This window comes from Streptomyces sp. NPDC030021, from assembly GCF_055574035.1.
In genome coordinates, this window is sequence record NZ_JBVIAH010000003.1 from 133,170 (window position 1) to 154,737 (window position 21,568).

Consider the following 21,568-nt stretch of genomic DNA (forward strand, 5'->3'; position numbering starts at 1 on the left):
TCAGATTTTGGTAAGATCATCGGTCGTCCCGGGGCCAGGACAGCCGGAAGGCCCGGCCCCCCGTGGGGGGCCGGGCCTTCCGTACCGCTGGGATCGGGGCGGGGTTACGCCTCGAAGACCTCGTTCAGCAGGAGCTGCTGCTCCGCCTGGTGGCGCTTCGCGGAGCCCACCGCCGGGGACGAGCCGTGCGGGCGCGAGATGCGCCGCAGGCGCTCGCCCGCCGGGACGTCCGCGCCGACCGCCAGGTCGAGGTGGTCGATCAGGTTCAGCGCGATGAACGGCCACGCACCCTGGTTCGCCGGCTCCTCCTGGGCCCAGATGTACTTCGCCGCGTTCGGGAACTTGGCGATCTCGGCCTGGATCTCCGCGCCGGCCAGCGGGTACAGCCGCTCGATGCGGATGATCGCGGTGTCCGTGATGCCGCGCTTCTCGCGCTCGGCCTCCAGGTCGTAGTAGACCTTGCCCGCGCAGAAGACGACCTTGCGGACCGCGTTCGCGTCCACCGTCGTGTCACCGATGACCGGACGGAACGAACCGGTCGTGAACTCCTCCGCCTTCGACGCCGCCGCCTTCAGACGCAGCATCGACTTCGGGGTGAAGACGATCAGCGGCTTGTGGTGCGGGTTGTGGACCTGCCAGCGCAGCAGGTGGAAGTAGTTCGACGGAAGGGTGGGCATGGCCACCGTCATGTTGTCCTGCGCGCACATCTGGAGGAAGCGCTCGGGACGCGCGGACGAGTGGTCCGGGCCCTGGCCCTCGTAGCCGTGCGGGAGGAGCAGCGTGACGCCGGAGGTCTGGCCCCACTTCTGCTCGGCCGAGGAGATGAACTCGTCGACGACGGTCTGCGCGCCGTTGACGAAGTCACCGAACTGGGCCTCCCAGAGGACCAGCGCGTCCGGACGGGCCAGCGAGTAGCCGTACTCGAAGCCCATGGCCGCGTACTCGGAGAGCAGCGAGTCGTAGACGTTGTAGCGGGCCTGGTCGTCCGAGAGGTACAGGAGCGGGGTGTAGTCCTCGCCCGTCTCCCGGTCGATGAGGACCGCGTGGCGCTGACCGAAGGTGCCGCGGCGGGAGTCCTGGCCGGACAGCCGGACCGGGGTGCCCTCCATCAGCAGCGAGCCGAAGGCGAGGGTCTCGCCCATGCCCCAGTCGATGGTGCCCTCGTCGATCATTGCCGCGCGGCGCTGCAGCTGCGGCAGCAGACGCGGGTGGACGGTGACGCCCTCCGGGATGGTGACCTGGGACTCGGCGATCCGCTTGACGACGTCCTGGGAGATCGCGGTGTTCACGGCGACCGGGAAGTCGGCGGACGGGGCCGGGGCGGCCGGCGCGGCGACCGCGGGCTGCGTGGCGGCCTCGCGGACCTCCGCGAAGACCTTCTCCAGCTGGCCCTGGAAGTCCTGGAGCGCCTGCTCGGCCTCTTCCAGCGTGATGTCGCCACGACCGATGAGGGACTCGGTGTAGAGCTTGCGCACCGAGCGCTTCTTGTCGATCAGGTCGTACATCAGCGGCTGCGTGAAGGCCGGGTTGTCGGACTCGTTGTGGCCGCGGCGGCGGTAGCAGATGAGGTCGATGACCACGTCCTTGTTGAACGCCTGGCGGAACTCGAAGGCCAGCCGCGCGACACGGACGACCGCTTCCGGGTCGTCGCCGTTCACGTGGAAGATCGGCGCCTCGATCATGCGGGCCACGTCGGTCGCGTACATGGACGAACGCGAGGACTCCGGGGCGGCGGTGAAGCCGACCTGGTTGTTGATGACCACGTGCACGGTGCCGCCGGTGCGGTAGCCGCGCAGCTGCGACATGTTCAGCGTCTCGGCGACGACGCCCTGGCCGGCGAAGGCCGCGTCGCCGTGGAGCGCGAGGGGCAGGACCGTGAAGTCCGTGCCGCCCTTGTTGATGACGTCCTGCTTGGCGCGGGCGACACCCTCCAGGACCGGGTCCACCGCCTCCAGGTGCGAGGGGTTCGCGACGAGCGAGACCTTGATCTGCTCGCCGTCCAGGCCCGTGAAGGTGCCCTCGGCGCCCAGGTGGTACTTGACGTCGCCGGAGCCGTGCATGGACTTCGGGTCGAGGTTGCCCTCGAACTCGCGGAAGATCTGCGCGTACGACTTGCCGACGATGTTCGCCAGGACGTTCAGGCGGCCGCGGTGGGCCATGCCGATGACGACCTCTTCGAGGCGGGCCTCGGCGGCCGAGTCGATGACGGCGTCGAGCAGCGGGATGACGGACTCGCCGCCCTCCAGGGAGAAGCGCTTCTGGCCGACGTACTTCGTCTGCAGGAAGGTCTCGAAGGCCTCCGCCGCGTTCAGCCGGCGCAGGATGCGCAACTGCTCCTCGCGCTCCGGCTTGGAGTGCGGGCGCTCGATGCGGTCCTGGATCCAGCGGCGCTGCTTCGGGTCCTGGATGTGCATGAACTCGACGCCGGTGGTGCGGCAGTACGAGTCGCGCAGCACGCCGAGGATGTCGCGGAGCTTCATCATCGACTTGCCGGAGAAGCCGCCGACCGCGAACTCGCGCTCCAGGTCCCACAGGGTGAGGCCGTGCTCGGTGATGTCGAGGTCGGGGTGCTTGCGCTGCTTGTACTCCAGCGGGTCGGTGTCGGCCATGACGTGGCCGCGGACCCGGTAGGAGTGGATCAGCTCGAAGACGCGGGCGGCCTTCGTGACGTCGTCGTCGTGCGAGGCGTCGATGTCCCGGTTCCAGCGGACGGGCTCGTACGGGATGCGCAGCGACTCGAAGACGGCGTCGTAGAAGCCTTCCTCGCCGAGCAGCAGGTTCGCGACGATGCGCAGGAACTCGCCGGAGGCCGCACCCTGGATGACCCGGTGGTCGTAGGTCGAGGTCAGGGTCATGACCTTGGAGATGCCCAGCTTGTTCAGGGTGTCCTGCGAGGTGCCCTGGAACTCGGCGGGGTAGTCCATGGAGCCGACGCCCATGATGACCGACTGTCCGGGCATCAGGCGGGGCACGGAGTGCACGGTGCCCAGGCCGCCGGGGTTGGTCAGCGAGACGGTGACGCCGGTGAAGTCGTCCATCGTCAGCTTGCCGACACGGGCGCGGCGGACGATGTCCTCGTAGGCCTGCCAGAACTCGAAGAAGTTGAGGGTCTCGGCCTTCTTGATGCCGGCGACGACGAGCTGGCGGTCACCGTTGGGCTTCACCAGGTCGATCGCGAGACCGAAGTTGATGTGCTCCGGCTTGACCAGGGTCGGCTTGCCGTCCTTCTCCGCGAAGGAGTAGTTCATGGCCGGCATGGCCTTGATCGCCTGCACCATCGCGTAGCCGATCAGGTGCGTGAAGGAAATCTTCCCGCCCCGGGCGCGCTTGAGGTGGTTGTTGATGACGATGCGGTTGTCGAACAGCAGCTTCACCGGGACGGCGCGGACGGAGGTGGCCGTCGGCACGTCGAGGGAGGCGTTCATGTTCTTGGCGACGGCAGCCGCCGGGCCGCGGAGCGTCACCAGCTCGGGGCCCGCGGGGGCCTCGGTGGCGGGCGCGGCCTTCTGGGGGGCTACGGAGGAGGGGGCGGGCGCGGCCGGTGCGGCGGCCGGGGCCTGGGAGGTGACAGTCACAGCAGGGGCACCAGAGGGGGTGGCAGGAGCAGGGGCAGGAGCTGACACAGGCGCAGAAGCTGGCGCGGCGGCAGCCGCTCCAGCGGAGCCGGTGCTCGCACCGGGAGTCGGAGCAGGGGCTGCGGCGCGCGCCGCCCCCGTGGCGGCGGCGTCGGTGGCCTGCGGCGCCGCGGTGACGGTGGTGGCGGCCTGTGCGGAGGCGCCGTCCGTCGTCGCGGGCTTCTGGGGACCGTCCGACTTCACCGGAGCGACAGCGCCACCCGGCTTGTAGTCGGCGAAGAAGTCCCACCAGGCCCGGTCGACCGAATTCGGGTCCTGGAGGTACTGCTGATAGATCTCGTCGACGAGCCACTCATTGGCGCCGAAGCCTGAGGCAGGGTTCTTCCCGCCCTCTGCTGCTTCGGTCGTGGTGCTCGAGTTACTGGGGGACTGTGGCGACACGGCGGCAACCGCCCTCTTCCGCTTCACAAGGTATGGACAGCGGGAATAAAGGCTACGCCTCCTCGGGCGCTGCATGCAGGCCGGGCGGGACTTACGTCGCGCAGGTCACATCGAACGGCGGGTTTCGGGACGTGGAATGGCGGGAAACGAGCCTGGTTCGGGTAGGCGGCACCGAGGTTGCGGCCCCCTTGGCTTCGCACCCCTGACGGACCCCGGGTACGTGTGGCCGAGATCATGTCCTTCCCACTCGAACCCTACGTCAACACGGCACCTACGAGCTGCCCGGAAGCGTGACGAGGATGCGGCAGCCGCGTGACGATTCGGCCACTCCGATCCGGCCTCCGTGCAGTTCCACGGCCCAGCGGGCGATCGCCAGGCCCAGTCCGGTGCCTCCGTCGCCGCCGCGCGCGCTGCCCCGGTTGAACCGCTCGAAGACGCGGTGGCGCTCCGCCTCGGGGATGCCCGGGCCCTCGTCCCGTACCTCCAGCACCAGGCTTCCGGGCGCGTCGCCGGTCCGGGCGCGGACCGTGACCCGGCCGTGCGGAGGGCTGTGCTTGACCGCGTTGTCGATCAGATTTGCGACCACCTGGTGCAGCCGCTCGGCGTCCGCGTGCGCCCACAGCTCGGGCGGGAAGACGTCCAGGTGCAGGTGCACGTCGTTGCGGGCGTGCCCGCCCGAACCGGAGAGGAGCCCGGGCCGGCCGGCGGCCGCCAGCCGCGATTCCTTCAGCACGCCCGACAGGTACGGCCACACCTCGAAGCGGCGGGCGCGCAGCGGGACCACGCCGTTGTCCACCCGGGACAGGTCCAGCAGGGTCTCCACGAGCCCGCCGAGCCGCTCGGTCTGCTTGAGCATCGTGCGCATGGTCTCCGGATCGGCGGACGAGACCCCGTCCACCACGTTCTCCAGCACGGCCCGCAGTGCCGCGATGGGCGTGCGCAGCTCGTGCGAGACGTTGGCGACGAGCTCCTTGCGGTGCCGGTCCACGGCCTCCAGGTCGTCCGCCATCAGATTGATGGTGGCGGCCAGGTCGCCCAGCTCGTCGCGGCGCCCCGCCCCGCGGACCCGCCGGGTGAAATCGCCGTGGGATATCGCGCGGGCCACCGTCGTCATGTCGTCCAGCGGCGCCGTCAGGCTGTGCGCCACGAACTGGGTGATCAGCATCGAGGCGATCACCGAGAAGACCGTGATGAAGCGCAGCTCGGTGTCGGTACGCAGGGCCACCAGCAGCAGGCCCGTCGTGATGAAGACCGAGACCACCACGAGCGTGCCCAGCTTGGTCTTGATCGAGAACGGCGAGAAGGGCCGCAGCCCCGCAGGAGGCCGTTGCCGCAGCCGCTGCCGGTTCGGCGGGCCGCTCATGCCTGGGCCGGGGTCTCCAAGGCGTACCCGACGCCGTGGACCGTACGGATCCGCTCCGCGCCGATCTTGCGGCGCAGGGCCTTGATGTGGCTGTCGACGGTACGGGTCCCGGACGCGTCGGCCCAGTCCCACACCTCGGCCAGCAGCTGCTCCCGGGAGAGCACCGCCCGCGGGGTCCCGGCCAGGCACACCAGCAGGTCGAACTCGGTGGGGGTCAGGTGCACGTCCTCGGTGTGCACCCGGACCCGGCGCTGGGCGTGGTCGATCTCCAGATCGCCCAGGCGCAGGGTGGCCCCGCGCGGGGTGTGCGCGGCCATGGTGGCCCGCTCCACGCGCCGCAGCAGGACGTGGACCCGGGCGGCCAGCTCGCGCATCGAGAACGGCTTGGTCATGTAGTCGTCCGCGCCGACCCCGAGGCCGACCAGCAGGTCGGTCTCGTCGTCACGCGCGGTGAGCATGAGGACCGGCACGGGCCGCTGGGCCTGGACCCGGCGGCAGACCTCCAGGCCGTCGAAGCCGGGCAGCATGATGTCGAGGACCAGCAGCTCGGGCAGCCAGGTCTCGGCCGCCGTGACGGCCGAGGGGCCGTCGCCCGCGGTCTGCACCTGGAAGCCCTCGGCGCGCAGACGGGCCGCGATGGCCTCGGCGATGGTGTGGTCGTCCTCGACGACCAGCACACGCCGCTGGGCGCCGGGTGTCGCCGCGGCGCTCTGATGGGTGGTGTGTGTCTGTTCCATGTCCGCCCCTGAAGATCCCGCGTGAATGGGGTGCAGCGTAGAGGAGGCGTCGGCCTGCGGCTACGTGGGGTTCGGACATGGCATATGTGCTGGACCACAGTAAGCGGAATATGTGGTACCGGGTGCCGGTCCCCCCACGGGACCGGCACCCGGCGGGCGAGACCGGTCAGGTGCCTCGCCGTCCTTGCCCTCCGAGGGGGTGTCCGGCCTGATCGGCAAGACACCTCCTAGGGGCGTCCGGGGGGTGGCTACGAGCCCTGGAGGGTCAGCCCGTGGCCGTGCGGGAAGACCGGGTCGAGGGTGTCGTTCGGCACATCGGGGCGGGAGGCCTCGACGGCCTTCATCGAGCGCGGGAGCTCGAAGGGGAGGTGGCCCCCGGCGGTGGCGCGGCCGAAGGCCACGTCCAGCAGGGCGGCGTCGCCGGCCCCGTAGTCGGCGATCAGGGCCGCCGCGCGCTCGGCGATCTCCGGGATGACGGCGGCCCGCTCCAGGTTGATGCAGACCAGGGTCGGGACCTGGTCCAGGAGGGCCAGGATCTGCGCCAGCTCAGGCTCGGGGAAGGCCAGTGAACCCGAGTGGAAGTAGGACTCGAAGACGTTCTCGCGCGGCTCGTACGGGGTCCGCAGCCGCAGCACGGCGAGATCGGCGTCGGCAGGGTCGGCGACGACCTCGCCGTACCCGGCGGCGACGGCCGCATCCACGTTGCGCACGTACAGCTTCGGCCCCGTGGCGAGCGGGAGCAGGCCGTCCCGGTTGGTCAGGACGGTGAGGGAGCGGCGCTGGGCCGCGGCACCCAGGGCCGTGAAGTCGGACCGGCCGACGATCTCGGCCGCCGCGTCCGGGTCCACGTACGGGTCCTCGAACAGGCCGAGCGTGAACTTCTCCCGCAGCAGCCGGCGTACCGAGTCGTCGATCCGGGACTCCGCGACGCGGCCCGAGCGGACCAGCTCCACGATCACCTCGGGGCACTGCTCGCCGCCGAACTGGTCGCAGCCGGCCTCCAGACCGCGCGCCGCCCGCTCGGCCACGCTCAGGTGCTCCAGGCCCCAGGCGCGCGCCGGATGCACCTGCCCGAAGATCGTCGCGTCGTTGAGCAGCCCCCAGTCGCTGCAGACGATGCCCTCGAAGCCGAGCTCCTCGCGGAGCAGGCCGGTGACCACGCCCTTGTTGAAGCCGAAGCCGACCTCCTCCCAGTCCGTGCCGACCGGCTGGCCGTAGTACGGCATCATCTGCGCGCACCCGGCGGCGATCGCCGCCCTGAACGGCTCCAGGTGGTGCTCGCGCATGCCGCCCGGGTAGACCTGCTCCTTGCCGTGCGCGAAGTGCGGGTCCTCGCCGTCCTTCTGCGGGCCGCCGCCGGGGAAGTGCTTGACCATCGCGGACACCGACCCGGGTCCGAGGGCCGGGCCCTGCAGGCCGCGTACGTACGCCGCCACGAGCTCGCCCGTCAGCCGGGCGTCGGAGCCGAAGGTGCCGGACTGGCGGGCCCAGCGGGGTTCGCTGGCCAGGTCGATCTGCGGGTGCAGGGCGACGCGGAAGCCGACGGCGAGGTACTCGCGGCGGACGGTGTCGGCGAACCGGTGGACGAGCTCGGGGTCGCCGATGGCGGCCAGGCCCAGGGCCTCCGGCCAGGCGGAGAAGGCGCCGGAGTTGAAGGACGCCCCGATGTTGTCGGTGAAGGTGTGGCGGGGGTCGGTGGAGAGGGTGACCGGGATGCCGAGGCGGGTGGCCGCGGCCATCTCCTGCACGGCGTTCTGCCACCGGGCCATCTCGCGGGGCCCGTAGGTGCCGAGCAGGTTGAAGTGGGTGAGGTGACGGTCCTCGATCAGCTCGGGCGTGGTGAAGGGGAGCATCGAGCCGTCGGTCTCGGTGACCGGGGTGCCGTCCGCGTTCATCATCAGCATCGAGTGGAAGAGCTGGCCGGCCTTCTCCTCCAGGGTCATCCGGGCGAGCAGGTCCTCCACGCGGCGGTCGACGGGCAGTGCAGCGTCTCGGTAATCGGGCGTCGCGTTCATGGCGGGGCTCCTGGAGCACGTGACCGGGCGGATCGGCACGGTCAAGGTAGAGCCGAAAACCGTGTATCTGCTAGGTTTTTGAAAAGTGAGCTGGGTCACGCGGACCGGACGGCCGGAAAACGCCGCGCCTTAGGCTGTCCGCATGGCACAGGACACGGGGCGGACCGAGCGGACCGAGCGGGCGGAGCGGACGGAGCGCAAGGCCTCGAAGGGCTCGGCCCGGGGGACCTACGCGGTGGGCGACGCCCGGCGGCAGAAGATCCTCGACACCGCCGTCGAGCACTTCGCGCAGTGGGGCTTCAACGCGTCCTCGCTGGCCCGCATCGCCGCCGACTGCGGGATCACCCAGGGCGGACTGCTGCACCACTTCCGCGGCAAGGAGGACCTGCTGCTCTCGGTCCTCGCCCAGAGCGAGCGGCACGACGTGGAGCGGCTCTTCAGCGAGCCCGCCGGGTCGGTCGCCGCCCACTTCGCCACCGTCGTGGAACTCGCCGCCGACAACGAGCGGCGGCCCGGCATCGTCCGGATGTTCAACACCCTGGTCGGCGAGTCCGGCAACCCGGAGCACCCGGCACACGCGTACTTCACCCAGCGCTACGACCGGGTGCTCGGCTACACCGTCGACCTGCTGGAAGCGGGCGTCGGACGCGGCGAACTGCGCCCGGACACCGACTGCGGGGCCGTCGGCCGGGAGATCCTCGCCGTCATGGACGGCCTGCAGATCCAGTGGGTGCTGGCGCCCGGAAGCGTGGACATGCCGGCCCGGCTGCGCGGATTCCTGGACCGGCTGCTGCGGGACATCTCGGCCACGCCCTGAGTGACCCCGAGATCCGAAAGAGAGGGGCTAGCCGGCGGTGAACGGGGGCAGCGCGGCCAGCACCTTCGTCAGGGCCTCCGGCAGGGACCCCTGGTCGCCGGCCACCTCGTGGCCGTCGTGGACGAAGGCGTAGAAGTACCCGTCGTAGATCGTCGGGCCGCCGGTGGCGATCCGGGGCAGCCGGGCGAAGTCGGCCTCCCGCAGGGCGGTTCCCAGGGCGGCGAGCTCCGCCCCGGACAGCTTTCCGGTGCCCGTCGGATTCGCCCTGGCGTCCAGCCGGGTGAAGGAGCCGTCGCCCTTGACGACGAGGGTGTGGGTCTGCCCGGCGAAGCCGCCGGTCCGGGTGACCCGGACCAGGGTCTCGCCGGGGGCGGGGACCTGGCCGGCCGCGGGGCTCGTGGTCGGGCCGGCCGTCGCGCCCGGGCTCGCACCTGTGCTCGTACTGGCGCCCGTGCCCGGGTCCGCGGACGCGCTCGCGCTCGTGCTCGTGCCCGGCCCGGTGGAGGACTTCGGGGCCGGGTCGTCGCCGCCCTCGGCGCCCGAGGGCCCGCAGCCCGCCAGGACCACCGTGCTCAGCACTGCCACCGCAACCGCTCGTAACGCGTGCACACCCACCTCCGCAGGGACTCGTGTCCACCCCCGAGTATGGAGTCCGCACACCCGTTGCGACACCCGTCCCGACCGCACGCGGAGGCCGACATCAGCCGGATCGCCCCCTGGCGCCTGCTCCCGCCGCTGCTGGCCGTGCTCCTCGGCGTCTGGGGCCTGGAGCGGGGCGGCAGCATGTGGCGCGACGAGTCCGTCACCTGGCAGGTGGCCCACCGTCCGCTCGGCGGGATCGTGGAGCTGCTGGGCCGGGTCGACGCCGTCCACGGCCTGCACTACGTGCTCATGCACGGGGTGTTCCAGCTGTGGGAGGGCGACCTGTGGGCGCTGCGGCTGCCCTCCGTCGCCGCCACCGCCCTCGCGGCCGCCGGGGTGGCCGCCGTCGCCCACCGGCTCGCGGGGGAGCGGGCCGCGCTGCTCGCGGGCTGCGTGTACGCCGTACTGCCCCCCGTACAGATGTACGCCCAGGAGGGGCGCTCCTACGCCCTGGTCGCGGCCGCCGTGGTGTGGGCGACGTACCTGATGCTGCGCGAGCGGTGGCCGGCCTACACGGTGGTGCTGCTGCTCGGCTGCTGGCTGCACGAGTTCGCCGCGCTCGCCCTGCTCGCCCACGCCTTCACCGCATGGCACTCGCGCGGCTGGCGCCGGAGCGCCGCCGTCGTGCTGGTCCTGCTGCTGCCGCTCGCCGTGGTGAGCGCCCTGCAGGCCGAGCAGCAGCTCGGCTGGCTCGGGCGGCCGAGCTGGCAGGACTGGGTGGCGTACGGGGTGGTGGGCGCCGCGGCCCTGCTGCTCGCGCGGGGCGCTGCGCCCGACCTCGTACGGGTGGCGCTCCCGCTCGTCCTGCTGCCGCCCGGGGTGCTGATGGTGATCTCGCTGGTCAACCCCTGGTACGTCGACCGGTACGTGATCTACGCGCTGGCCGGGCTCGCCCTGCTGGCGGGGGTCCGGCTCGCACAGGCCCGCGGGTGGTGGCCGTGGCTGCTGGCGGGCGTGCTCCTGGTGCCGTTCGCCGTCTGGTCGGTGTGGCTGCGTACGCCGGAGAGCCGCAAGGACGACGTGCTCGCGGTGGCCGCCGCGGTCCGGGAGCGGGCCCGGCCGGGGGACGCGGTGCTGTTCATGCCCTCGCGCCGGCGCGAGTGGCTGCTGTCCTCGCCCGAGCTCTACGGGGAGCTGCGCGACGTGGCCCTGGACCGCACCCCGGCGGCCTCGCACAGCCTCCAGGGCACCGAGCTGTCCCCGGACCGGATCCGTTCGGCGCTGCTGGCCTCGCCCCGGGTGATCGCCCTGCTGGACCCGGCCGGTCAGCCGCTGGACCCGTACCCGCGGGAGGCGGTCAAGCGGGAGGAGCTGGCCGCCCGCTTCGAGCTGTGCTCGGTGACCGGGGTGCGCGGCGCCCGGGTGGCGGTCTACGCCCGGCCGGGCGGCTGCGGCTGACCCCCGCACGGGGGGCCGGTGCGGGCCGCGTCGGAGGATGGGGCGACCCATGTCGTACAGCCGGAGGTGCCGCATGATCCCGCCCCAGGACGCCGTGTCCGAAGCGCAGCCCGGAGCAGGGCCGGGAGCACAGCCCGGGGCCCAGCCCGGAGCATTGCCCGAGGCGCTGCCCGGAGCACAGCCTGAAGCACTGCCCGGAACGTCGGCCGGATCGCTTACCGGGCCCCTTCCCGGACCGCTCGTCGGGGTCGACTGGCTCGCCGGGCGGCTGGGCGCGCCCGGCCTGGTCCTCTTCGACGCCTCCGTCGGCGCCCACCGCGCCGCGGCCCACCGGATCCCGGGCGCCCGCCCCTTCGACCTCGACGGGCCCCTGTCCGACCACACCGCCCCCGCCCCGCACACCATGCCCGGGGCCCCGGAGTTCACCGAGGCGATGCGCGCCCTCGGCGTCGACGACTCGGACACCGTCGTCGTCTACGACGGCGCCGGCGTCTACTCCAGCGCCCGCGCCTGGTGGATGCTGCGCGCCATGGGCTTCGACCGGGCCGCCGTCCTCGACGGGGGACTGCCCGCCTGGACCGCCGCCGGCCTGCCGACCTCGGCCACCGGCCCGGCGTACCAGGGCCCGCGCGGCTCCTTCACCGCCCGGCCCCGGGCCGGGCTGCTGGTCGGCAGCGCCGCCGTCGCGCGGGCCCTGACCGACCCGGCCGCGGCCGTCCTCGACGCCCGCACGCGCGAACGCTTCGCCGGCACCGCCCCCGAACCCCGCCCGGGCCTGCGCGGCGGCCACATGCCGGGCGCGGTCAACCTGCCGTTCGCCGCACTCCAGGACGCGAACGGTCTGATGCGGCCGCCTGGGGAACTGCGTTCCGTCTTCCGGGCGCTGACGGGGGGACGGGAACGGCTCTACCTCAGCTGCGGCTCCGGGGTGACCGCCTGCGTACTGGCCCTCGGCGCCGACCTCGCCGGGTACGGGGAGATAGCGGTGTACGACGGCTCCTGGAGCGAGTGGGGCATGCCCTCGGAACTCCCCGTGACCACCGGTCGCTAGCGGACGGAGGACGGGGGCTAGCCCCACCGGGGATCCGGGTACGAGCCCCATCGGCCCGGGGCACGCTCCCGCTCCAGAATCGGGTCATGACCTCTCACACCGCCGCCGCCCGCACGGCCCGCACCGCGATCGCCGCCCTCGGCGCCGGCCTCCTCCTGGCCGGCTGCTCCTTCCCGGGCGGCGCCTTCGCGGACGACGCCTACAAGACGGCGGCCGCCGACGCCACCGTCACCGAGGCGGTCACGGCGGTGAAGGTGACGGGGGCCCGGTCCGGCTCGATCGACGTCACCCCCGGGACCGGCCCCGGAGTCACGGTCCACCGCACCGTCCACTACCGCGGGGACACCGTTCCGGCGACCGGCCAGAAGGTCACCGCGGGCGTACTGAACTTCAGCGACAGCTGCTCCGGGAACTGCTACATCGACTACCGGCTGGAGGTTCCGGCCGCGGCCACGGTCGAGCTGGAGAGCACCAGCGGCGACATCTCGGTGACGGGTGTGGCGGGGGCCGAGGTGGAGGCCGACTCCGGCACGGTCACGGCCGGCCGGATCGGCGGCCCGCTGAAGGTCCGTACCTCCTCGGGCGAGATCACCGCCACCGAGCTGTCCGGCCCGAGCGCCGAGATCCGCTCGGCCTCGGGCAACGCCCGCCTGGACTTCGCGAAGGCCCCGTCCTCGGTGCTCGCCGAGACCAGCTCGGGCGACGTCACCCTGGAGGTCCCGCAGGCCCCGTACCGGATCAAGGTCTCCACCGACTCCGGCGCCCGCGACATCACCCTCCCCGACGACGCCTCCGCCTCCTCCCGCATCTCGGTGGAGACCAGCTCGGGCGACATCCGCATCTCCGCCGTCTGACGCGTTCGCCCCGGGCGAACGGGCGTTGGGGAACATCGGGAGGCGCACATGCATTGAGTCGGCAGAGCTCAACTTCACTGCCGGAGGGAAGATCATGGCTTCGACGTCCGTCACACTCACCCTGCCCGTGCTGCCGCTCGACGACGAGGTCGTGCTGCCCGGAATGGTCGTACCGCTGGACCTGTCCGACGCCGAGGTGCGCGCCGCAGTGGAGGCGGCGCAGGCCGCCGCCGGGAAGAGCGGCAGCGGCAAACCCCGGGTCCTGCTCGTGCCACGCATCGACGGTACGTACGCCGGGACCGGTGTGCTCGGCACCGTCGAGCAGGTCGGCCGGCTCTCCGGCGGGGACCCCGGGGCCCTCATCCGCGGCCTCGGCCGGGTCCGCATCGGGGCCGGGACCACCGGCCCCGGGGCCGCGCTCTGGGTCGAGGGCGAGACCGTCGACGAGACGGTGCCCGATCCGCTGCCCGGGGCGGTCACCGAGCTCGTCAAGGAGTACAAGGCACTCGCCACCAGCTGGCTCAAGAAGCGCGGCGCCTGGCAGGTCGTGGACCGGGTCCAGCAGATCGAAGGCGTCTCCGCGCTCGCGGACAACTCGGGGTACTCGCCCTTCCTGACGGTCGAGCAGAAGGTCGAACTGCTGGAGACCGCCGACCCGGTCGCCCGCCTCAAGCTCGCCGTCAAGGCGCTCAGCGACCACCTCGCCGAGCAGGACGTGGCCGAGTCCATCGCCAAGGACGTCCAGGACGGCGTCGACAAGCAGCAGCGCGAGTTCCTGCTCCGGCGGCAGCTGGAGGCCGTACGCAAGGAACTGCGCGAGCTGAACGGCGAGAAGGACGGCGAGGAGTCCGACGACTACCGCACCCGCGTCGAGGCCGCCGACCTCCCCGAAAAGGTACGGGAGGCCGCGCTCAAGGAGGTCGAGAAGCTGGAGCGGGCCAGCGACCAGAGCCCGGAGGGGTCCTGGATCCGGACCTGGCTGGACACCGTGCTGGAACTGCCCTGGAACGAGCGCACCGAGGACGAGTACGACATCCGGGGCGCCAGGGCCGTCCTCGACGCCGAGCACGCGGGCCTCAGCGACGTGAAGGACCGCATCACCGAATACCTCGCCGTCCGCAAGCGGCGCGGCGAGCGCGGCATGGGCGTCATCGGCGGCCGCCGCGGCGGCGCCGTGCTGGCCCTCGTCGGGCCGCCCGGCGTCGGCAAGACCTCGCTGGGCGAGTCCGTGGCCCACGCCATGGGCCGCAAGTTCGTCCGCGTCGCCCTCGGCGGCGTCCGCGACGAGGCCGAGATCCGCGGCCACCGCAGGACCTACGTCGGCGCCCTGCCCGGCCGGATCGTCCGGGCGATCAAGGAGGCCGGGTCGATGAACCCGGTGGTCCTCCTCGACGAGATCGACAAGGTGGGCTCCGACTTCCGGGGCGACCCGGCGGCCGCCCTGCTGGAGGTCCTCGACCCGGCGCAGAACCACACCTTCCGCGACCACTACCTGGAGGTGGAACTGGACCTCAGCGATGTCGTCTTCCTGGCCACCGCTAACGTCCTGGAAGCCATCCCCGAGGCCCTGGCCGACCGGATGGAGCTCGTCCGGCTCGACGGCTACACCGAGGACGAGAAGGTCGTCATCGCCCGCGACCACCTGCTGCCGCGCCAGCTGGAGCGCGCCGGACTCGGCTCCGACGAGGTGGTCCTGGGGGAGGACGCCCTGCGCAAGCTGGCCGGGGAGTACACACGCGAGGCGGGCGTACGCACCCTGGAGCGGTCCCTCGCCCGCCTGCTGCGCAAGGTCGCCTCGCAGCACGAACTGGGGGAGCGCGAGCTGCCCCTGAGCATCGGCGCCGACGACCTGCGGGCCCTGATCGGGCGCCCGCACCACGTACCGGAGTCCGCCCAGGACCCGGCCGAGCGGCGCACCGCCGTCCCCGGCGTGGCCACCGGCCTCGCGGTGACCGGCGCGGGCGGCGACGTGCTGTTCGTGGAGGCCTCGCTGGCCGACCCGGAGACGGGCGCGGCCGGCCTGACCCTCACCGGCCAGCTCGGCGACGTCATGAAGGAGTCGGCGCAGATCGCCCTGAGCTTCCTGCGCTCCCACGGCGCGGAACTGGAGCTCCCGGTCGCCGACCTGAAGGACCGGGGCGTGCACATCCACTTCCCGGCGGGCTCCGTGCCCAAGGACGGCCCGAGCGCGGGCATCACCATGACCACCGCCCTCGCCTCGCTGCTCTCCGGGCGGCAGGTGCGCACGGACGTGGCCATGACCGGCGAGGTCTCGCTGACCGGGCGCGTCCTGCCCATCGGCGGGGTGAAGCAGAAGCTGCTCGCCGCGCACCGGGCCGGACTGACCACCGTCATCATCCCCAAGCGCAACGAGGCCGACCTGGACGACGTCCCGGCGGAGGTGCTGGAGAGGCTGGAGGTGCACCCGGTGACGGATGTGCGCCAGGTCCTGGAGCTCGCCCTGGCCCGGGCGGAGGCTTCGGTCGTCGCAGCGGCCTGACGCGTGCACACGGCCCGGTGTCCCGCTCCGGCGGGGTACCGGGCCGTCGGCGCACCCGCTGCGAAATACTGGCCCCGCACCATCCGGGTGCCACACATCATCGAAGGAGCGGGACGTGCACGGGAGTGAAGACCAGGAGTTCCTTGCCCTGGAGCGGGAGCTGTCCGTCTTCCTCCGGCGGGCCCGCGCCTCCTCGGGCGAGATGGCCCGCGAGCTCCACCCCGAGCTGGAGCCCGCCGCGTACGGGCTCCTCGTACGCCTGGAGGCGGCCGGCCGGCAGCGGGCCACCGAGCTCGCCGCCTACTTCGGGGTCGGCAAGGCCACCATGAGCCGGCAGCTGCGGGCCCTGGAGGTCCTCGGCCTGGTGGCCCGCGAGCCGGACCCCGCCGACGGCCGGGCCTCCCTGGTCGGCCTCACGGAGGAGGGCCGGGAACGGTTCCTGCGGGTCCGCGGAGCGCGGCGCGAGCAGTACATGCGAAAGCTCGCCGACTGGGACCGCGGCGAGGTGGCGGAACTGGCCCGGCTGCTGAACCAGTTGAACGCGGGCGCGGAGTAGACCGCTCGGACCGGGGGCCGCTCACAGCTCCGCGTAGACGGCCGACGCGTCATCGTGCCGCTTGTACCGGGCCGGCGGGAAGGCCGCGTCGGACTCGATGGCGCGCACCCGGCCGATCAGGCCCTGCGCACCCTCCTTCCGCAGTACCGCCAGGCAGTCGGCCCAGTCGCCCTGCCCGAAGGTGTCGGTCCACCGGCTCGCCCCGTCCGTGAGCGCGGCCACCGCCCGCACCCGCCCGCGCGGGGTGCGCCCCGTCACGGCCCGGGCCGCCACCGCCGGGTCCGCGGCCGCCGTGAAGAAGCCGCCCTCCGCGTTGCGCAGGGCGTCCGTCGCGGCCACCGAGCCCAGCACCTCCCGCGGGATCCGGTCCAGCCGGTCGTCGAGGACCGCCGTCACCCCGCCGTCGGGTGCCTGCAGGAGCAGTACGGAGTCCGAGAGGACGAGGTGTTCCACGTACTCCGCGTCCCAGCGGACCACGACGACCGTCGCCTGCGGGGTCCGCACGTGAGAAAGGTCACAGGTGTCGCGGTGGGCATCGGCCGTGGCGCGGACGGACTCGGCCAGAACCTGATCGAGCGGCATGTCCCGTCGCGATCCGGACAGTTCGGTCAATCGGCCGCCGAGGCGCGCCGCGAACCAGGGCACTCCGTGCACGCATCCGTCGTCGCCGCGCGGCGGGGTGACCCCGTCCAGGAGCACCAGGACGCCGCCGCCCGAAGCGGGGATCGCGGCCGACACCCAGTCCTCATTGGGGCGTTCCTGGTGGCCGGGGGCCGAGGCGAGGTCGATGCGCATACCCGCATTCTGCCGCGCGGAAGGCGGCCGGCGCGGGTAGGTCCGTACCAAATCGGGCGCGCCGGGGCGGCCCCGCACACCGGCCGTCCGGGACGGGCCGCGAGGGCCGGGACGGCGGGGCGGTCGTGTGGGCGGGCATCCTGCCAAAGCCCGTATCGATCTTTCAACCACCTGTCCACGGAAGTGCTCCGGCACAGGGTGCCCGAGTTGGTCGGCAACTCATCCGTGATGTTCACTCGTTCGAGTGGCCGGTTGGGTGATGTGCGGCTCTCTCCCCAGCACGCTGCAAAGGTCTGAGGCGGTACGAGGGAGCAGGGGGCGTTTACTTGTTGACCGGCCGTTACCTCGGCCACACGAGTAGACGAGCAAGAGCACACGTACAGGATTGCGAGCACCGGTGCAGAAGAAGCGGTCTCGGAAGAACGGCACCGCCGCCGACGGCCCGGCCCCCGCAGGACGCCGCGTCCGCGTGCGCCGCAGGCTGGTCGTCGGCGTGGCCGTCGCCGGCCTCACCGTCCTCGCGGCAGGCGCGCCCGCCGTCGTCTCCGCCTCGACGGAACTGAACGACTCCCAGCACCTGGTCACCCTCGCGGAACAGACCCGGCAGACCCTCACCCTCACGCACCTCCTCGGTGACGAGCGTGACGCGGTCGTCGAGTACGCCGCCAAGGGCCGGCCCGGCGCGGCCAAGGGGCCCGTCCAGGAGCGCATCGCCGGGACCGACCGGCAGCTCGCCGAGGTCCAGGCCGAGGCCGACGAGGCGACCGCCCAGGCCCTCGCCCGCGTACGGACCGTCCGCGCCGAGGCCGTCGACGGCAAGGGCACCGCCCTCGCCGCCCACCAGGCCTACGCCTCGGTCATCGCGGAACTCCTCGCCCCGGGCGACCGGCTCGCCGAGCTGACCCCGCCGCGCGCCGAAGCCGCCCTCACCACCACCCGTCCACTGGCCACGCTGGGCCAGGCCGTGGAACAGGCCTCGGCCACCCGCGGACTGCTGCTCGCCGCGCTGGCCGTCCCCCGCGGCGACCAGGCCCCGGGCTCGGCCGTGGTCGACGAACTCACCACCGCCGCCCAGCGGACGCGCGTACGCGAACAGGCCGCCCTCGACGACTTCGCGCGGGCCGCGCGGCCCGACGTACGCCAGACCCTGGCCGCCACCGTCACCGGCCCCGAGGTCAAGACGGCCGACGACTTCCTCAAGCGGCTCACCGACCGGCCCACCCTCACGCCCGCCGACCGCAAGACCGACGGCGCCACCGTCGGCACCGCGCTGACCGCCCGCATCGACCGCATGCGCACCGTGGAGGCCACCCTCGCGAGTGAACGGGCCTCCGCCCTGGCCGCGCTGCGCGACGACGACGTGACCCGGCTCGAAATCGCGATCGCGCTGCTGGGCGTGCTGTTCCTGTTCGCCGTCGGCGTCTCGACCGCCGTGGCGCGGTCGCTGACCCGGCCGCTGTCGGTCCTGCGCCGCGGCGCGGAGCGGCTGGCCACGCCGGAGGGCTCGGTGGAACCGGTCCGGTTCACGGGCCGCAACGACGAGTTCGCCGAGGTCGTGCGCCACCTGAACGCGGTGCGCGACCAGACGGTCTCCCTGCACACCCGGATCGCCGGGCTCGACGCCGACCGGCGCCGGATCATCGGCCGCAGCGAGGCGCTGGCCGCCGGCCGGGACGTGCTGGAGGAAGAACTGACGAAGCTGCGGGCGGGGCTGGAGGAGCACCGGCGCGTCATGTCGACGACCTCCGTCTCGCTGTCGCTGCGGACCCTGGGCCTGGTGGAGCGCCAGCTCGCGGTCATCGAGGAGCTGGAGTCCAGGGAACAGGACCCCGACCGGCTGGCGACCCTCTTCAAGCTGGACCACCTGGCGACCGTGATGCGCCGCCACAACGAGAACCTGCTGGTCCTCGCCGGGCAGGAACACGGACACGGGCAGGGCCTGCCCGTGCCGCTCGTCGACGTGATGCGGGCCGCCGTCAGCGAGATCGAGCGCTACGAGCGCGTCGACCTCGCCGCGCTCCCCTCGTACACCCAGATCGCGGGCCACGCCGCCGACGACATCTCGCACGTGCTGGCCGAACTGCTGGAGAACGCGACCACGTTCTCCCCGCCGGACGTCAAGGTGAAGGTCTCCGGCTGGCTGCAGGGCTCCGGTGACGTGGTGCTGTCCGTCGTGGACGAGGGCATCGGCGTCACCGAGGACCGCCTGGAATCGCTGAACGCCCGGCTGTCCACGCCCGAGGCCTACGACGAGGAACCCGAGGCGGAACACGGCCTCGGCCTCGGCCTGTACGTGGCGGGACGGCTCGCGGCCCGGCACGGGGTCACCGCCGAGCTGCGCACCCCGCGGCACGGCGGGACCGAGGCCCTGGTGGTCGTCCCGGCGGCGCTGCTGCCCACCACCCCGGTGGTCTCCCCGGTGCACGCCCTGGCCATGCCGGGCGCGCCCGCGCTGCTGCTGCCGGGAGTGATAGCGGAGGCGAACGAGAACACGCTGCCGAAGCGGCGGCGGGGGACGCATGCCGCTCCGGACGCGGAAGCCGAGGCCGAGGTCGAAGCCGAGGCCGAGGCCGAGGCGGTGCCTGCTGCCGAGATCGTCGCCGAGGAGCCGGCCGTCCCGGTTGCCGTCGAGCCGGAGCCGGAGCCGGAGCCTGAGTCGGCCCCGGAGCCCGCCGTCGCGGCGGTCCCGATCACCCTGGCCGAGGCGCTGGCCGGCCCCGCCGTCGTCGCCGAGACCCCGGCGGAGCCGGAGTCCGCGCCCGCCGAGGCGGAGCCGGTGCCCGCCGACCAGGTGTTCGTCGCCGCGCCCCGCGCAGCCGAGCCCACCCCTGAGGAACAGCTGCTCGCACGGGTCGTCCCCGACGCGGAGCCGGCCGCCTCAGGCGTGGCGGACACCACCCCACCCGTGGCCGACGTACCGGAAGCCGAACCGGAGGCGGAGCCGCACACCCACGCCCCGGCCGAGGGCAACTGGCTCCCCCGCCAGGGCAGCCACCCGGCCGACCAGGCCGAGGGCGAAGGCGCCGTCACCGACAAGGGCCTGCCCAAGCGGACCCCGCGTGCCGTCCCCGCCAAGCGCGCGGCCCGTGACGACGTACGGCCCGAGCCGCCACGCCGCGTCGACGCCGAGGAGTTGCGGCGCCGGCTCGGAGGCTTCTACCAGGGAGCCCAGGACGGACGGCGCGTCGTCGCCGCCGAACTCGCCCAGGAGCAGGGGCCCGACCAAGCCCCTGACCAGGCGCTCGACCAGGCCCTCGACCAAGAACCGACGCAGCGGCAGGGCCAGAGCAAGACCGACCGGGGGGACACCGCACAGGAGGCACGCACATGACCGCGCCCAGTACGTACGGACTGAGCACCCAGGCCCGCAACCTGCAGTGGCTGCTGACCGACCTGGTCGAGGAGGTACCCGGCGTCAACTCCGTCGCCGTCGTCTCCTCGGACGGGCTGCTGCTCCTGTCCTCCGACCCGGGAGCGGGCACGGCCGAACCGGCCGAACGGCCCAAGACCAGGGGCCCGCGCGGCGCCTCCGCCGACCTCGCCACCATCGTCTCCGGCCTCGGCAGCCTCACCACCGGCGCCGCGGCCCTCATGGAGACCGGCTCGGTCAAGCAGACCATGGTGGCGATGGAGCACGGCTCCGTCTTCGTCATGGCCATCAGTGACGGCTCACTGCTGGGCGTGCACGCCACCCCCGACTGCGACATGAGCGTCGTCGCCTACCACATGGCCCTGTTCGTCGGCCGCGCCGGCCACGTCCTGACCCCCGAAGTCCGCAGTGAGCTGCGCCAGTCGATGGAGAACACCCCGTGAGGAGTACGGCCTCCGATCGGCTGCCGATACGCGGCGCCGACCGCCGCCCCGCCCGCGTCCGCCCGTACTCCCTCACGGGCGGCCGCACCCGCTTCACGCAGGTCCTGCACGTCGAGACCTTCGTCGCCGCCCTGGACACGAAGGTCTCGGAGCCGCAGAAGCCCGACCGCATGCCCGAGATGCCCGCCATCGTCGAGGTCTGCCGCCGCATGCGGACGATCGCCGAGATAGCCGCGCTGCTGAAGCTCCCGCTCGGCGTGGTCCGGGTCCTGGTCAGCGACCTCGCCGACCAGGGACGGATCCGCGTCTACGCGACGGGCCACGGCAGCGGCCGTCCCGAACGCGCGCTGCTGGAAAGGGTGCTCAGTGGTCTTCGCCGTCTCTGACAACCCGGTGTCCCTGCCGCAGTCGGACGACGACCCGGCCCAGCCCTGGCAGTACGACCGCTCCCGCGCACCCGTCGCCGTCAAGGTGCTGGTCGCGGGCGGTTTCGGCGTCGGCAAGACCACATTGGTCTCCTCCGTCTCCGAGATCACCCCGCTGCGTACCGAAGCGGTGATGACCCAGGCGAGCGCCCCGACCGACGACCTGTCCGGCACCCCCGACAAGAACACCACCACCGTCGCCATGGACTTCGGCCGCGTCACCCTCGACGACGACCTCGTCCTCTACGTGTACGGGACCCCCGGCCAGAAGCGGTTCTGGTTCATGTGGGACGACCTGGTGCGCGGCGCCATCGGCGGTCTCGTCCTGGCCGACACCCGCCGCCTGCGCGACTGCTTCCCGGCCCTCGACTACTTCGAGACCTGCGGGCTCCCGTACGCCGTCGCCGTCAACCACTTCGACGGCTCGCAGTCCTACGAGCCCGACGACGTGCGCGAGGCGCTCAGCGTCCCGCCCCACGTGCCCGTCGTGATCATGGACGCGCGGCGCCGCGACACGGTGGTCGAATCACTGCTCGCCCTGGTGGGCCACGCCCTCGACACCACCCCCGAATAGAGCACCCCGAAC

General features: G+C 72.7%; 16 protein-coding genes. 10 read left to right on the plus strand and 6 right to left on the minus strand.

Translation table 11 applies throughout. The features are described from left to right. Positions 1 to 104: 104 nt before the first annotated feature. The 4 genes from ACZ4YL_RS06705 to ACZ4YL_RS06720 all read right to left on the minus strand — a co-directional run bounded on the left by ACZ4YL_RS06705 (position 105) and on the right by ACZ4YL_RS06720 (position 8,131). Positions 105 to 4,016, minus strand: coding sequence for a multifunctional oxoglutarate decarboxylase/oxoglutarate dehydrogenase thiamine pyrophosphate-binding subunit/dihydrolipoyllysine-residue succinyltransferase subunit (locus tag ACZ4YL_RS06705; RefSeq protein WP_468114271.1), 3,912 nt, complete (start codon positions 4,014 to 4,016; stop codon positions 105 to 107). 271 nt (positions 4,017 to 4,287) lie between these two features. Then, positions 4,288 to 5,379, minus strand: a complete 1,092-nt coding sequence (locus tag ACZ4YL_RS06710) for a HAMP domain-containing sensor histidine kinase (RefSeq protein ID WP_468114273.1) — start codon at positions 5,377 to 5,379, stop codon at positions 4,288 to 4,290. Further along, the gene (locus ACZ4YL_RS06715) at positions 5,376 to 6,116 is read right to left on the minus strand and encodes a response regulator transcription factor (protein WP_301366489.1); all 741 of its coding nucleotides are present in this window, start codon (positions 6,114 to 6,116) and stop codon (positions 5,376 to 5,378) included. The genes ACZ4YL_RS06710 and ACZ4YL_RS06715 overlap by 4 nt, the downstream gene beginning before the upstream one ends. Before the next feature lie 248 nt (positions 6,117 to 6,364). Beyond that, on the minus strand, positions 6,365 to 8,131 hold the full coding sequence (locus ACZ4YL_RS06720; RefSeq protein WP_468114275.1) for a glycoside hydrolase family 3 protein: 1,767 nt from the start codon (positions 8,129 to 8,131) through the stop codon (positions 6,365 to 6,367). 142 nt (positions 8,132 to 8,273) lie between these two features. Here ACZ4YL_RS06720 and ACZ4YL_RS06725 point away from each other — a divergent pair, with 142 nt between their 5' ends. After that, the gene (locus ACZ4YL_RS06725) at positions 8,274 to 8,948 is read left to right on the plus strand and encodes a TetR/AcrR family transcriptional regulator (protein ID WP_468114277.1); all 675 of its coding nucleotides are present in this window, start codon (positions 8,274 to 8,276) and stop codon (positions 8,946 to 8,948) included. A 27-nt stretch (positions 8,949 to 8,975) separates the two neighbouring features. Here ACZ4YL_RS06725 and ACZ4YL_RS06730 read toward each other — a convergent pair whose 3' ends face one another. After that, positions 8,976 to 9,533, minus strand: coding sequence for a hypothetical protein (locus tag ACZ4YL_RS06730; protein ID WP_468114278.1), 558 nt, complete (start codon positions 9,531 to 9,533; stop codon positions 8,976 to 8,978). Between the two features lie 78 nt (positions 9,534 to 9,611). On the opposite strand from ACZ4YL_RS06730, the gene ACZ4YL_RS06735 reads away from it, so the two are divergent. The 5 genes from ACZ4YL_RS06735 (at position 9,612) to ACZ4YL_RS06755 (ending at position 15,949) form a co-directional block, all read left to right on the plus strand. Then, positions 9,612 to 10,988 (plus strand): glycosyltransferase family 39 protein, encoded by a 1,377-nt coding sequence (locus tag ACZ4YL_RS06735; RefSeq protein ID WP_468114280.1) that lies wholly within the window; start codon positions 9,612 to 9,614, stop codon positions 10,986 to 10,988. Positions 10,989 to 11,061: 73 nt separating this feature from the next. Next, positions 11,062 to 12,039 (plus strand): sulfurtransferase, encoded by a 978-nt coding sequence (locus tag ACZ4YL_RS06740; RefSeq protein ID WP_468114282.1) that lies wholly within the window; start codon positions 11,062 to 11,064, stop codon positions 12,037 to 12,039. Between the two features lie 86 nt (positions 12,040 to 12,125). Continuing rightward, positions 12,126 to 12,893 carry a DUF4097 family beta strand repeat-containing protein gene (locus tag ACZ4YL_RS06745; RefSeq protein WP_468114284.1) on the plus strand — a complete coding sequence of 256 codons (768 nt, stop codon included), beginning with the start codon at positions 12,126 to 12,128 and terminating at the stop codon, positions 12,891 to 12,893. Positions 12,894 to 12,987: 94 nt separating this feature from the next. Further along, positions 12,988 to 15,393, plus strand: a complete 2,406-nt coding sequence (gene lon, locus ACZ4YL_RS06750; RefSeq protein WP_468114285.1) for an endopeptidase La — start codon at positions 12,988 to 12,990, stop codon at positions 15,391 to 15,393. A 115-nt stretch (positions 15,394 to 15,508) separates the two neighbouring features. After that, entirely contained in the window at positions 15,509 to 15,949 is a 441-nt protein-coding gene (locus ACZ4YL_RS06755) for a MarR family winged helix-turn-helix transcriptional regulator (RefSeq protein WP_030013696.1), read from the plus strand. 21 nt (positions 15,950 to 15,970) lie between these two features. Here ACZ4YL_RS06755 and ACZ4YL_RS06760 read toward each other — a convergent pair whose 3' ends face one another. Continuing rightward, positions 15,971 to 16,744: a protein phosphatase 2C domain-containing protein gene (locus tag ACZ4YL_RS06760; protein WP_468114288.1), complete on the minus strand. Its 774-nt coding sequence runs from the start codon at positions 16,742 to 16,744 to the stop codon at positions 15,971 to 15,973. A 397-nt stretch (positions 16,745 to 17,141) separates the two neighbouring features. Between ACZ4YL_RS06760 and ACZ4YL_RS06765 the strand changes: the two genes are divergently transcribed. Genes ACZ4YL_RS06765 through ACZ4YL_RS06780 form a run of 4 tightly spaced genes read left to right on the plus strand, consistent with a single transcriptional unit; the run spans position 17,142 to position 21,556 of the window. Continuing rightward, complete coding sequence (locus tag ACZ4YL_RS06765; protein WP_468114290.1) at positions 17,142 to 20,075, plus strand: sensor histidine kinase; 2,934 nt, start codon at positions 17,142 to 17,144, stop codon at positions 20,073 to 20,075. Continuing rightward, the gene (locus tag ACZ4YL_RS06770; protein ID WP_468114292.1) at positions 20,072 to 20,557 is read left to right on the plus strand and encodes a roadblock/LC7 domain-containing protein; all 486 of its coding nucleotides are present in this window, start codon (positions 20,072 to 20,074) and stop codon (positions 20,555 to 20,557) included. Before ACZ4YL_RS06765 ends, ACZ4YL_RS06770 begins: the two co-directional genes overlap by 4 nt. Further along, on the plus strand, positions 20,554 to 20,943 hold the full coding sequence (locus ACZ4YL_RS06775; protein ID WP_109781348.1) for a DUF742 domain-containing protein: 390 nt from the start codon (positions 20,554 to 20,556) through the stop codon (positions 20,941 to 20,943). Before ACZ4YL_RS06770 ends, ACZ4YL_RS06775 begins: the two co-directional genes overlap by 4 nt. Next, complete coding sequence (locus tag ACZ4YL_RS06780) at positions 20,924 to 21,556, plus strand: GTP-binding protein (protein ID WP_468114293.1); 633 nt, start codon at positions 20,924 to 20,926, stop codon at positions 21,554 to 21,556. The genes ACZ4YL_RS06775 and ACZ4YL_RS06780 overlap by 20 nt, the downstream gene beginning before the upstream one ends. Positions 21,557 to 21,568: the final 12 nt, after the last annotated feature.